At 61.1% G+C, this 13644-nt stretch carries 10 protein-coding genes and 1 riboswitch; of the genes, 3 read left to right on the forward strand and 7 right to left on the reverse strand.

The genetic code is table 11. The annotated features are described in order from the left end of the window. The 7 genes from cobO to DUT91_RS00765 all read right to left on the reverse strand — a co-directional run bounded on the left by cobO (window position 1) and on the right by DUT91_RS00765 (window position 9356). Window positions 1–639: a cob(I)yrinic acid a,c-diamide adenosyltransferase gene (cobO, locus tag DUT91_RS00725; RefSeq protein WP_114438465.1), complete on the reverse strand. Its 639-nt coding sequence runs from the start codon at window positions 637–639 to the stop codon at window positions 1–3. Then, window positions 632–4498 carry a cobaltochelatase subunit CobN gene (gene cobN, locus DUT91_RS00730; RefSeq protein WP_114438466.1) on the reverse strand — a complete coding sequence of 1289 codons (3867 nt, stop codon included), beginning with the start codon at window positions 4496–4498 and terminating at the stop codon, window positions 632–634. Before cobN ends, cobO begins: the two co-directional genes overlap by 8 nt. A gap of 222 nt (window positions 4499–4720) precedes the next feature. Beyond that, window positions 4721–5770, reverse strand: a complete 1050-nt coding sequence (cobW, locus tag DUT91_RS00740) for a cobalamin biosynthesis protein CobW (RefSeq protein ID WP_114438961.1) — start codon at window positions 5768–5770, stop codon at window positions 4721–4723. 18 nt (window positions 5771–5788) lie between these two features. Further along, the gene (cobU, locus tag DUT91_RS00745; protein ID WP_114438467.1) at window positions 5789–6304 is read right to left on the reverse strand and encodes a bifunctional adenosylcobinamide kinase/adenosylcobinamide-phosphate guanylyltransferase; all 516 of its coding nucleotides are present in this window, start codon (window positions 6302–6304) and stop codon (window positions 5789–5791) included. A gap of 232 nt (window positions 6305–6536) precedes the next feature. Further along, complete coding sequence (locus DUT91_RS00755; RefSeq protein ID WP_114438469.1) at window positions 6537–7247, reverse strand: CbtA family protein; 711 nt, start codon at window positions 7245–7247, stop codon at window positions 6537–6539. A gap of 24 nt (window positions 7248–7271) precedes the next feature. Next, the gene (locus DUT91_RS00760) at window positions 7272–7466 is read right to left on the reverse strand and encodes a CbtB domain-containing protein (protein ID WP_114438470.1); all 195 of its coding nucleotides are present in this window, start codon (window positions 7464–7466) and stop codon (window positions 7272–7274) included. 52 nt (window positions 7467–7518) lie between these two features. Then, a riboswitch (cobalamin riboswitch) is annotated at window positions 7519–7856 on the reverse strand. Window positions 7857–7898: 42 nt separating this feature from the next. Beyond that, window positions 7899–9356, reverse strand: a complete 1458-nt coding sequence (locus DUT91_RS00765) for a cobyric acid synthase (RefSeq protein ID WP_114438471.1) — start codon at window positions 9354–9356, stop codon at window positions 7899–7901. 111 nt (window positions 9357–9467) lie between these two features. On the opposite strand from DUT91_RS00765, the gene DUT91_RS00770 reads away from it, so the two are divergent. The 3 genes from DUT91_RS00770 (at window position 9468) to DUT91_RS00780 (ending at window position 13444) form a co-directional block, all read left to right on the forward strand. Further along, window positions 9468–10634, forward strand: coding sequence for an isobutyryl-CoA dehydrogenase (locus tag DUT91_RS00770; RefSeq protein WP_114438472.1), 1167 nt, complete (start codon window positions 9468–9470; stop codon window positions 10632–10634). A gap of 28 nt (window positions 10635–10662) precedes the next feature. After that, window positions 10663–11589, forward strand: coding sequence for a 3-hydroxyisobutyrate dehydrogenase (mmsB, locus tag DUT91_RS00775; protein WP_114438473.1), 927 nt, complete (start codon window positions 10663–10665; stop codon window positions 11587–11589). An 841-nt stretch (window positions 11590–12430) separates the two neighbouring features. Further along, window positions 12431–13444, forward strand: coding sequence for an ABC transporter substrate-binding protein (locus tag DUT91_RS00780; protein WP_114438962.1), 1014 nt, complete (start codon window positions 12431–12433; stop codon window positions 13442–13444). Window positions 13445–13644 lie beyond the last annotated feature (200 nt).

Here is a 13644-nt window from a genome sequence, read left to right on the forward strand (position 1 = left end):
CTAGAACTCAATTCCCTTCTGCGCCTTCACGCCGGAGCGGAACGGATGTTTGATCATTTCCATTTCAGTAACAAGGTCGGCAAACTCGATCAGTTCGTCCTTGGCGTTACGTCCGGTGATGATGACATGCTTCATGAAGGGTTTGGCCTTCAGCACGTCGATGATCTCCTCCACCGGCAAATAATCATAGCGCAGCACGATGTTGAGTTCGTCGCAGAGCACCATGTCGTGCTCGTCGTCCAGGATCATGGCTTTCGCCTGCTCCCACGCATCGCGGGCCATGGCGATATCGCGGGCGCGATCCTGCGTTTCCCAGGTAAAGCCCTCGCCCATAGCCGAAATCGTCACCTGCTCGGGAAATTTCTCCAGCACCCAACGCTCGCCCGTGTCCCATGATCCCTTGACGAACTGCACGACGCCGATCTTCATGCCATGACCGAGCGCGCGGAACACGACGCCGAATCCCGCCGTCGACTTGCCCTTGCCCTTTCCGGTATTGACGATGACAAGGCCCTTCTCGTCCGTCTTGGTCGCGAGGATCTTGTCGCGCACGGCCTTCTTCTTCTTCATCTTCTCGGCATGACGGACGTTCAGTTCCTCCTCGCTCAATCCCAAGAGTTTTTCTGATTTTTCAGCCATTTGGCATCGCTCCCTGAATCATTTTGTCTGTATTTGCTATTTCGGCGAGATCAAAACGCGCGGAATTGGATCGGGGCGCCCACAGGCCCCGGTCAATCGCCTCGATGAGCTTTTCCCCCATCTCGGCCAGCGCCGCAGGATTTTTCTCCGCCAGAAAATCATGCACATGCCCATCAGCGATAAATGCCTGATAGACCGCCTCGAAATGATGGTTCGCCACCGCGCCTGTCGTTGCGGCAAAAGCGAAGAGATAATCCACCGTCGCGGCCATCTCGGATGCGCCCTTGTAGCCATGGCGCATCACGCCCGCGATCCACTTCGGATTGACGACGCGCGCCCGCACGACCCGGCTGATCTCCTCTTCCAGCGTGCGGATGACAGGACGCTCGGGGCGGGAATGGTCGTTGTGGTAGATCGTCGGCCGCTTGGTCGTCAGATGCTCAACGGCCGCCGCCATGCCACCCTCGAACTGATAATAATCGTCGGAATCAAGCAGATCATGCTCGCGATTGTCCTGGTTCTGGACCACTGCCTCGACGGATTTCAGCCGCTCTTCCAGAAGACCGCGTTCGGCGCTGCCCTCATCATCCGCGCCATAGGCATAGCCGCCCCAGACAAGCCATGCCTCGGCCAGATCGCCACGATCCTGCCAACCCTTTTCATCCATCAATGCCTGCAAACCCGCGCCATAGGCCCCCGGCTTCGATCCGAAGACGCGATAGCCCGCCTTGCGCCGTGCCGATTTCTCGTCCTCGCCCTCAGTCTTCAACCGGACTTCCTCGCCCCGCATCCGTGCGGCGATGGGATTGTCAGCTTCGTCTTCGGCAAGCGCACCCACCGCCCGCACGGCCCTGTCGAACAGCGCGATCTGGTCGGGGAACGCATCGCGGAAGAAGCCGGAAATGCGCAAGGTCACATCGACGCGCGGACGCCCCAGCAGCGCCATCGGCAAGATTTCATAGCCGGTGACACGGCGCGAGGCCATGTCCCAAACCGGCTTGACGCCGATCAGCGCCAGCGCCTGGGCGATATCGTCGCCGCCGGTGCGCATGTTCGACGTGCCCCAGGCAGTCAACCCGAACGAGGTCGGCCATTCGCCATGGTCCTGCGTAAAGCGGGTAATGAGCAGTTCGGCGGATTTTTTGCCAAGATCCCAGGCGGCGGGTGTCGGCACGGCGCGGGTGTCGATGGAAAAGAAATTGCGTCCCGTCGGCAGCACATCCGGCCGGCCGCGCGTCGGCGCACCCGATGGGCCGGGGGCAACGAATCGCCCGTCGAGCGCCGTCAGCAAAGCACCTGTTTCCGCGGGCCCGCACGCCTCCACGGCCGGCCGCAAATGCGAGGCGATCCCGTCCAGCACAGCCCTCGTCGCTTGCCAGCCCTCGGGGCATTCCACCTCGCCCGCCACGAATTTCGCCGCCAGAAGCTCAATTCGCTCCACCGTATCGCCAGTAATGCGCCATGGATCTGGCGAGACGGATTGCAGGATTTCGGGCTTTGGGCCGGTCCAGGGAGTGGCCATGTCGCAGTCGAGGGGATCGAACGTTTCACCCCCCTCTGCCGTGCCGGGCATCTCCCCCCTTGTAGGGGAGATGGCTGGCAAGCCAGAGGGGGGTGTTGCCGCGCACGACAACCCCGCATCCGCCGCAATCACCCGCTGCAAGCTTGCCGCCTCGGCACCCGTACCGCGCGGTACGCGCGCCAGCGCCACCAGCAGATCGGTCAGCAAGCGCCCCTCAGGCGATTGGCCAAACACATGCAGCCCATCGCGGATCTGCATCTCCTTCAGGTCGCAGAGATAGGCGTCGAGCTTCTGCAGCGCCAGATCCTCGCCGTCATGCTCATGAATCCCCGCATCGTGGTCCAGCCCGATATCGCGCACCAGATCGAGTATCTGCCCTTTCAGCCGCCGCAACCGCCGTGGATCGACGCCCGCCGCCTCGTAATATTCATCCACCAGCGCTTCGAGATCCTTCAGCGGCCCGTAGCTCTCAGCTCGCGTCAGCGGTGGCGTCAGGTGATCGATGATGACGGCGGCGGAGCGGCGCTTCGCCTGCGTGCCCTCGCCGGGATCGTTGACGATGAAGGGATAGATATGCGGCACCGCGCCGAACACGGCTTCCGGATAGCAATTCTCCGACAATGCCAGCGCCTTGCCCGGCAGCCATTCGAGATTGCCATGCTTGCCCATATGCACAATGGCGTCCGCCCCGAATGCCTCGCGCAAATAGGCATAAAAGGCGAGATAGCCATGCGGCGGCACCAGGTCCGGCGAGTGGTAGCTTTCCTTGGGATCGATGTTATAGCCGCGCGCCGGCTGGATGCCGACCAGCGTTTCGCCGAACCGCGCCAGCGGCAGCGCGAAGCCACGCGTGGCGTCGAGGAAGAACGGATCAGCCTCCGGCGCGCCCCACCGCGCCGCGATTTCCTCCTGAATCTTTATCGGAAGCTTTTCAAGGAAGTGCTTATATTGATTCAGGGAAAGCGTTTCGCGGATTTCCCGCCCATGCTCCGATGCACCGGGGGCCGCATTGGTCGGCCCGGCCATGAGATAGCCGATCAGCGCATCGCCATCCCCCGGCAAATCCGCAACCGGATATCCCGCCTGCTTCATCACAGACAATGCCTCGAGCGTACCCGCCGGTGTGTCGAGCCCGACGCCATTGCCAAGCCGTCCGTCGCGGTTCGGATAATTCGCCATGATGACGGCGACACGCCGCTCGCCCACAGGCTTGCGTCTGAGCCGGGCCCAGCGCGCGGCAAGTTCCGCGACGAACGCCACGCGATCAGCACGCGGCTCGTGCGTGACGATATTGGCCTCGACAGTCTCGTCGTAATGCCGCGCCGACTTAAACGAGACGGCGCGCGAAAGCACTCTTCCATCCACCTCCGGCAACGCCACATTCATGGCAAGGTCACGGGCTGACAAGCCCTGCGGCGAGGCCTCCCAGGCCTCCTCGGTCGAGCCGGAAAAAATCGTCTGCAACACCACCGCGCCGCGCTTTTCCAGAACCGTCGGCTGGCGCGCCGCCCCCGGTGCGGAAACGGCGAAGCCCGTGGCGTTCAGCACTACATCGGGAGAAAGCTCGGAGAATATCCCATCGAGCGTCGCCACGGAAACCGGGTCCTTGAGGCTGGAGACGAACACCGGTAGCGGGTTCAATCCCTGTGCCGCCAGCGCGTCGATCAGCGCCTCCACGCCCTTCGTTTGCCCGCTCTGAACAAGGGCGCGGTAGAAGCAAATTGCAACGACAGCGCCGTTGTCATCCCCCTCTGTCCTGCCGGACCGCACTTCCTCCAACGACACCACGCCCCGTCCCGGCCACCAGATACCAGCCTTGAGCAAGGGCGACGCCTCCGCTGGCTTCTCCCCAGCCCCCAGCAGCGCCGCGCAATATTCGAGAAAGCCGCGCGCATTCTGCGTGCCGCCCTCAATGAGATAATGCCACAGCGCATCGCGGTCTTCCGCAGCAACGGTCGAAAACCGGTGCAGCCCGGCATCCGGCTTGTCGTCGCCCGGCAGCACGGCAAGCATGACACCGTGATTGATAGCGCAGGCGTGCAACGCCTCCAGCCCATAGGGCCAATAGCTCTCGCCGCCGATGACCCGCACGACGATGAGCCGTGCGTACCGCGCGGTACGCTCGATATAGGTATCGACCGACATCGGATGGGCAAGCGCCATGATGCTAGCGAGCCGCAATGTCGCCCCGCCCGCGAATGCCGCATGGGCCGCAGCTAAGCTCGCCAGTTCCGTATCCGCTGCCGAAAGGAACAGGATATCGCCCGGCGACTGGCCGAGATCGACAGCCTCGCCGCCCTCGGCGATGGTTCCTTTTTGGGCTAGAAGAAGATGCATTTATGCTTCTCTTTCAGATGCCGTTGCCATGTCGAACCACCCCCTCTGCCCTGCCGGGCATCTCCCCCACAAGGGGGGAGATCGGCCTTCATAGACGTTCTTACCAATCGCAAGCGTTGGAAAGTAAGCGACAAGGGATACGTCAGCCAATCTCCCCCCTTGTGGGGGAGATGCCCGGCAGGGCAGAGGGGGGTGAGATCCACAAGCATATACTTCACCTACTTAGGCCGCAGACTTCACCGCAGTCTCAATCGCGCCTGCATCGATATCATGCAGCCCGATCACCACCAGCCGCGAGGCGCGCGGCTCATCCGCCTGCCAGGCGCGGTCGAAATAATGCTCGATGCGGGTGCCGACCGCCTGCACCACGAGGCGCATCGGTTTGCCGGGCACATCGATGAAGCCCTTGAGACGCAAAATGTCATGCCCGGCGATCACGCCCTTCAGCTTCTCGACAAAGCTCTTCGGCTCCGAAACCGGCCCAAGACCAACGACGAAGCTTTCGAACTCATCATGGTCGTGCTCCTCGCCCGCCTCATGCTCCAGTTCGTGATGCGACTTGCGGTTGGCTATATCGCCCTCCGTGCCCACGCCCAAGCCCAGCAGCAGTTCGGCGCCTAGCTTGCCGAAGCTCGCCGGCACCATGTTCGGAACGCGGGCGACGCGGGCGGCCACATCCTCGCGCACTTTTTCAAGCTGCACGAGATCGATCAGATCGGCCTTGTTGAGCACGATCAGATCGGCGGCGCGAATCTGGTCCTCGTAAAGTTCCTCCAGCGGGCTGTCATGGTCGAGCGCATCGTCTTCCGCGCGCTGCGCATCCACCTTGTCGTGGTCGTCGGCAAAGCGGCCCTCCGCAACGGCGGCTGCGTCGATGACCGTGATGACGCCATCGACCGTCACCTGCGTCTTGATCTCCGGCCAGTTAAAGGCGGCGACCAGCGGCTGCGGCAAGGCGAGGCCTGACGTCTCGATGATGATATGGTCCGGCCGCTCAGCGCGCTCGAGAAGCTTGGTCATGGTCGGGATGAAATCATCGGCCACCGTGCAGCAGATGCAGCCATTGTTCAGCTCGATCACATCCTCTTCGCGGCATGTTTCGATGCCGCAGCCCTTCAATATGCCGCCATCGACGCCCAGATCGCCGAACTCGTTGATAACAAGCGCGATGCGCTTGCCATTGGCGTTCTCCAGCAGATGACGGATCATCGTGGTCTTGCCCGACCCCAGAAAGCCGGTGATGACCGTTGCCGGTATCTTTTGTCCCTGCATCTTTCCCTCCATGGGAACCTATCCCTTCATCTTGAGCGGCAGTCCGGCCGCTATGAAATAAACGTCGTTGACCGCGGCGGCCACGGCCTGGTTGAGCCGCCCGGCATGGTCGCGAAATTCCCGCGCCATGCGGTTATCAGGCACAATGCCAAGCCCTACTTCGTTCGAAACGAACATGACCGTGCCCGCCAATCCTGGGATCGCCAAGGCAAGCCGCGCGGTCTCCGCCGCGATGTCGCGCTCAGCCATCATCAGATTGGTGAGCCAAAGCGTCAGGCAATCGACCAGAACAGCACGACCCTCGCGCGCATGGGTCACGAGTGCGCCGACCAAATCAAGCGGCTCCTCGATTGTCATCCACATCGAACCGCGGCGCTCCTTATGCTCCACGATCCGCTCAATCATCTCGTCGTCATAGGCCTGCCCCGTTGCGATATAGACCGCTTCGAGACCCGACTGCTCGGCAAGCCGCTCGGCAAAGACAGATTTGCCGGAGCGCGCGCCGCCAAGGACGAGTGCGGTTTTTGCCTGCACTGTTAAAGCCTTTTGTTCTTGAATGGAAACGCCGGCGGGACAGCGCCCCCCTCTGGCTTGCCAGCCATCTCCCCTGCGAGGGGGGAGATCAGGCCTTCATGAGCGCCCGGCACCAATCGCAAACGTTGCAGAGTGAAGGCTGAGAGCACTGTCAGCCGATCTCCCCCCATGCGGGGGAGATGTCCGGCAGGACAGAGGGGGGCGCCTCGCGATTCCATCAAAACAGAAACCTCTACCCTTCGATTTCCGAAGCCGCATATCGCTGCAACATCCAGCCAAGCGCCAGCCCGAGCACCGTCCACATGAAGAGGTTGGTCGCCAGCGATGCCACCGCGTATTCCGAGGCGAGAACCGCCGGAACGGGCGATGAAATGTCCTCAGCCTTCGGCGCGCCATAAAGATGCGGCGCGACAATTGCGGCAAGGCCGATTACCTTCGCCCACATCTCCCGCCTGAACACGATCAGATAAAGCCCGATCGCCGAGAGCAGCACCGTCGCCACCCACCAGATTTGCCGCTCGCCAAGATCGGCGGCGGGCATGGCAGGCAATTCCGGTGCAAGACCCAAAGATGGCGCGAAGGCGAAGACGAAGAAGCCCGCGAGCCCCCAATAGATGCCGTTGCGCGCCGTGATCCGCCTGCCGATGAGCAGCGCCGCGCCGCCAAGCGCCAGCGCAAACCCGGCGCCCGCCACGAGATTGGCGAGGATCGTATTGCCAAGACGGCCAAAGGGCAGTTCATGCCCCGCCGCACCTTCGTGCGCATCAGCCGGTCCATGGGCGTGGGCGGCATCACCTGCGCCATGATCATGACCGCCCGCCGCATCCTCAAAGGTTTCGGCATGGATAATGAGTGGCACGGTGCGCAGATACATTGCCGGCGTCACAAGGATGCCCGCGAGAAGACCGGCTACGAGAGTAGCCAGCAGATATTTGACAAGCATGACAGTCTCCTTAGGCGCCGGGCCTTAATGGCAAGGGAAGCCGTAGGAGTGGCGCGTGTCATGCGCCGAATCATGCAGCGCGTCGGAATGAGCGAGACCGACGCCATAAATCAGGAAAGCGCCGAGAAACAGCGAGACGACAGCCGTTGTCAGGCGTGTTGCAAGCGGCAAGGTCAGCGATTGATCAAACGATTGGGAAAATTCGGTACGTGCAGCCATGACAACCTCCGTGCGGGCAGCAGGGGAAAACTCCCCATGGGGTAGCGGGCATCATTGCCCTATACGTCCGGCAGGTCTCCTGGCTCGCGGGTCGCAGGATCAATGCCGCCTTCCCGGTTTCCCAGTGGCTGCCCCAGGTTTCCCACTGCATAATTCCTTAAATCGGAATCGATTTAAGGATAAAATTATGCAGTATTTCAACCTGTTAGAGCGCCCTTTGCGCGTTCAATCGGACGCGCGGCGCTCTAAGGCGATGGCATGAACCCTATCCGCTCTACAGTCGCGGGGTCGGCTGCGATAGGAACGCCCTGAATGGGTCCGTCCGTCGCATTCCCTTTTAATCCCCCAAGGCTTCTCGCGCCTTCGGGAACCAAACGTATGCCGGCACAGTATGATTTATGACGATTGGCGTCAACGTGCAGAAAGGCAGGATCAGCCTGCGCCGAGATTAAACAAGGCGTCCACATCGAGACAGGCGGCAAGCTCATTCGCCACGTCGTCCAGCGCCTGCTCCACCTGCGTGCGATAGGAGATCGTGCCGCCGGAAACGCCGAGCGAATGGAGAAACTTCGCCCGGAACGCATCCGAGCTGAAAAGCCCGTGCAGATAGGTGCCGAACACCCGGCCATCGGGCGATACCGCGCCGTCGGGAATGCCGTTCAGGATGACGGCGGGCCGTGAACAGTCCGGGCCGCCTGTACGCCCCAGATGGATTTCATATCCTTCGAGCGGAACATCGAAAACCGCGGAACGCGCCGTCGAGTTGCGCACCGTCTTTTCCGGCGCCATCACCGTCTCGATATCAAGGAGCCCCAGCCCCTCGATGTCGCGTATATCACCCTCGATCCCATCGGGATCGCGCACCATGCGCCCCAGCATCTGATAGCCGCCGCAAATGCCGATCACATGGCCGCCACGCCGCAGATGCATGTGCAAATCGCGATCCCAGCCATTTTCACGAAAACGCTTGAGATCGCCGATCGTCGATTTCGAACCGGGAATCACCACCAGACCGGAATCGGCGGGAAGCGGCTCGCCGCTCCTGACCATGACGACTTCCAACTGCGGTTCGGCCTTCAGGGGATCCAGATCGTCGAAATTGGCAATGCGGTCGAGCACCGGAACGGCCACCTTCAGCGCTCTGCCCTCACCCTTGGCCAGCCGCTCCAGCACCACCGAATCCTCCGCCGGCAGGCGTGCGGCGGCCTTCAGCCACGGCACTACGCCGAAGGAGCGCCAGCCGGTAAAACCTGTGATCGCAGCAAGGCCATCGTCGAAAAGCGAGATATCGCCGCGGAACTTGTTGATGAGATAACCGGTAATCATCTGCCGGTCTTCTTCGGAAAGGATCGCATGAGTGCCGACGATGGAGGCAATGACGCCGCCACGGTCGATATCGCCGACCAGCACTACCGGCACACGCGCCCGCGTTGCAAAGCCCATATTGGCGATGTCGCCGGCGCGCAGATTGATTTCAGCCGGCGAACCGGCCCCCTCGACGATGACGAGATCGGCCCCTGCCCGCACCTCTTCCCACGACTGCATCACCGCATCCATCAGTTGCGGTTTGAGACGCTGGTACTCGCGGCCCTTCGCCTGACCGACAACTCTGCCCTGGACGACGATCTGGCTTCCGGTTTCCGATTGCGGCTTGAGCAGCACCGGGTTCATGTGCACCGAGGACGGCACCCCGCAGGCGAGCGCCTGCAGCCATTGCGCCCGTCCGATCTCGCCGCCGTCGTCGCTGACGGCGGCATTGTTCGACATGTTCTGCGGCTTGAACGGGCGGACCTTCAGCCCGCGATGCCGCGCCAGCCGGCACAGCCCGGCGACCAGCACCGTCTTGCCGACATCCGAACCCGTTCCCTGCAGCATGATGGCGCGCGTCATGTCGCTTGCCTAACGCATTCGCGTGGCCCTGCCTAGAAGCAGATTATCGGAACGAAGCGTTTGCGCGCTGCCTGCATTGCACTAGATTAAGAGACAGAATGGGAGGAAGCCATGGACGCCATCATCAATCCATCCGTCGGGCAGTTCGAACTGACCGAGGAACAGCGCGCGATCCAGGACATGGCGCGAAGCTTCGCCCTCGACCGTATCGCGCCCAATGCGCTGCAATGGGACCGCGAGCGGCATTTTCCCGCCGATGTCATCCGCGAGGTCGGACCGCTGGGCATGGGCGGCATCTATGTCGACGAAGATGTCGGCGGATCGGGCCTGCAGCGCATCGATTCGGTGCTGATCTTCGAGGCGCTCGCCGGCGCCTGCCCCGCCTTCTCCGCCTTCATCTCCATCCATAACATGGCGGCATGGATGATCGACACTTCAGGCAATGAGGAACAGAGGCATCGTTTCCTGCCAAAACTCGTGTCGATGGAATGGCTGGCGAGCTATTGCCTGACGGAACCGGGCTCCGGCTCGGACGCCGCGGCATTGCGCACCCGTGCGATCCGCGACGGCGACCATTATGTGCTGAACGGCTCGAAACAGTTCATTTCAGGTGCAGGCGACAGCGACATCTATGTGACGATGGTGCGTACCGGCGAGAACGGGCCAAAGGGAATTTCTGCGCTGGTCATTCACAAGGATGCGCCGGGGCTTTCCTTCGGCGCCAATGAATACAAGATGGGCTGGCACGCGCAATCCACCCGGCAGGTGATCTTCGACAATTGCCGCGTGCCCGTGGAAAATCTTCTGGGCGAGGAAGGCACCGGCTTCAGCATCGCCATGGCGGGTCTCAACGGCGGGCGTCTCAATATCGCCGCCTGCTCGCTCGGCGGCGCGCAATCCGCGCTCAACAAGGCGATAGACTATACCGCGCAGCGCAAGGCTTTCGGCCAAACCCTCAACCAGTTCCAGGCGCTTCAGTTCAAGCTTGCAGACATGGAGACGGAACTGTCAGCCGCAAGGCTCCTGCTCTATGCGGCGGCGACGAAGCTCGACCGCAAGACGCAGGACGCCGGCAAATGGTCGGCCATGGCCAAGCGCTACGTCACCGATGTCGGCTTTTCCGTCGCCAATGACGCGCTGCAGCTTTTCGGCGGCTACGGCTATCTCCACGATTACGGCGTGGAAAAACTGGTGCGCGACCTGCGCGTCCACCAGATCCTCGAAGGCACCAACGAAATCATGCGCGTCATCATCGCCCGCCAGATGATTGGCCGCTGATCGCATCTATATCCAGGGAGAACAGAGCATGGCCACCATCGCATTCATCGGCCTCGGCAATATGGGAAACCCCATGGCGGCCAATCTGGCCAAGGCGGGACATTGCGTGCAGGGTTTCGATCTCCTGCCGGAAAACCTGAAGATAGCCACCGAAAGCGGCGTCATGGTCATGGCCAACGCCACCGCTGCCATCAATGGCGCCGAAATCGTCATCACCATGCTGCCGGCTGGCAGGCATGTTGTCTCGGTCTATGAGGATATCGCGCCAAAGGCACAAAAGGATTCACTTTTCATCGATTCCTCGACCATCGACGTCGATTCCGCGCGCAAGGCCCACGAGATCGCCAGGCGGCATGGCCTGCTGTCGGTCGATGCGCCCGTATCCGGTGGCGTAGGCGGAGCCGCAGCGGGCACCCTCACCTTCATGGCCGGCGGCTCCACCGAAGCCTTTGCCAAGGCCGAACCGATCCTGCAGCCGATGGCCGGTCGCATCGTTCACTGCGGCGAAGCAGGCAGCGGCCAGGCGGCGAAGATCTGCAACAACATGATCCTCGGCATTTCGATGATTGGCGTCTCGGAAGCCTTCGTGCTCGCCGAAAAGCTCGGTTTGTCGCATCAGGCGCTTTTCGATGTCGCCTCCACCTCCTCCGGCCAGTGCTGGTCGCTTAACACCTATTGCCCGGTTCCCGGTCCAGTACCGGCCTCGCCCGCCAACCGGGGCTACACGCCGGGCTTCGCAGCCGCGCTGATGCTCAAGGATCTGAAACTGGCACAGGAAGCCGCGCAGGCAGCGAATGCCTCAACGCCGCTCGGCGCCCACGCCGCCCAGATCTATAACATGTTCAACGCGCATGGGCATGGCGGCGACGATTTCTCGGCAATCGTCAATTTCCTGCGTGGAGATTTGCCCGAAACAGCGACCGATGCAAAAATCCAAAAAAATGACCGGATTTAGATTTGCTTAAGCTCTTGCTAACTCAACGGTAACGATGTGGCGCTAGAAAGGGAGCCGAGACGGAACGACACCGCCTCACCGCTCCGGATCAGGTACTGCGTACCGGAGTTGTTATTCCCGCTGTCGTAGTGTGTTTTAGCGGGAGCGCCATGCGTAATTTGGCAAAGCCGTGCTTTCTCTTCGGGGCAGCACGGTTTTTGCCGTTGCAGGCTTTTCAGCCCGCCGAACCTCTCCAGACGACCGACATGCGCGAGAACAGCGATCTGGCGCGATTGCGATCATCGCGATCGGCGCGCTTTTCGGTTGCATTCCAGGAAATGTGGACGCTATTATTTCGATTGAAAATGTAAAGCATTGCCGTGTTGCTCCGGGGATCTTCATTACAGCGCCGTGCGGTCTTCAGGACGCACGAAGGACGCCGTAAGCTGCGTTGATATTGCAATGCGTCAATTCCTTTTCCGCAGCTTCCGTAAAGCCGTCAAATCCTGTCGTTTTTAAGCTATGATGCCGCAAATGCGCGCAGGTCGGCGCCGCAGATTTATGCACATTGCCTAAAAGCGCCTCTTCGCACTTGCAGCAACCCGATTAGGACGTCTTGGCCCCTTTTTCCGTCTGCGAGGGCCAATTCTTCCCAAAAGAAGTTGGGTGGCGGGGTTGAAGACAGGAATTAAACGTGCGAACCAAAGGGCATGTCGCTATCCGGACACCAATCGTCGCCAATAAAAGGCTAATTTGCCTAGCGAGAAGGTTGCATGGACATGGGAAAAAAAGGTCGGCTGGTCGCGCAGTACGCTGGCAGACAGAAAAAATCTTGGTACTGTTGGGAATGGGAGAACACATGATGAAGAAGCTGCTTGCTTCAACGATTCTAGCTGCCGGTTTCGTGGGACTTTCCAGCGCTTTTGCCGGCATGGCATCGGCCGCCGAGTGTGGTGAGGTAACGATCGCCAACATGAACTGGCAATCGGCCGAGGTTCTGGCCAATCTGGACAAGATCATCCTTACCGAAGGCTATGGCTGCACCGCTGAGCTTGTTGCCGGCGATACGGTTCCGACCATCACCTCCATGACGGAAAAGGGAGAGCCCGACATCGCGCCGGAAGGCTGGGTCGATCTCTTGCCTGATGTCGTCAACAAGGGCATCAAGGAAGGCAAGCTCGTCTCCGTCGTCCCGGCCTTGTCCGATGGCGCCGAGCAGGGCTGGTGGATCCCGAAATACATTGCCGATGCCCATCCGGACATCAAGACGATCCCCGATGCGCTGAAGCATCCCGAACTCTTTCCCGCTCCGGAAGATTCCTCCAAGGGCGCTGTCGTCAACGGACCTCAGGGCTGGGGCGGCACCCGTGTCACGGCGCAGTTCTTCAAGGCTTATGGCGCTGAAAAGGCGGGCTTTACTCTCGTCGACACCGGTTCGGCCGCGGGCCTTGATGGCTCGATCGCCAAGGCCTATGAGCGCAAACAGGGCTGGCTCGGCTATTACTGGGCTCCGACCGCGTTGCTCGGCAAATACGAGATGGTCAAGCTCGGCCACGGCGTGGCTTATGACGAAGCGGAATGGAAGCGCTGCAACACCGTCGAGAACTGCCCGGACCCCAAGCCCAATGAATGGCCGAAGGACAGTGTCGAGACCCTCGTGACCAAGGAATTCGCCGACCGCGCTGGACCGGCGCTCGATTATCTCAAGGCCCGGTCCTGGTCGAACGAAACGGTCAACAAGCTTCTGGCCTGGATGTCAGATAATCAGGCCACCGGCGAAGACGGCGCGAAATATTTCCTCAAGAACAATGAGGATATCTGGAGCAAATGGGTCTCGCCGGAAGCCGCGAAAAAAATCAAGGCTTCGGTCATGTGATCTGGCAATGGGTGGCGGAGCGATCCGCCACCTGTTCGCCTGCACAGTGCGTCTTTGCCCCTCGCCCTGACTTCCGCGCACGCGGGGGCGAGTAAGGCATCGCAGGCGCAGCTTCTTTCTTTTTCCCAAATTGACGTGTCAAAGGACGGGGAGAAGATCGCCCCTCGATAGATACTGGGGAGGCAGATGAAGGCATGCAT

It is taken from the genome of Paramesorhizobium salinisoli, assembly GCF_003335045.1.
Lineage (GTDB): Bacteria > Pseudomonadota > Alphaproteobacteria > Rhizobiales > Rhizobiaceae > Paramesorhizobium > Paramesorhizobium salinisoli.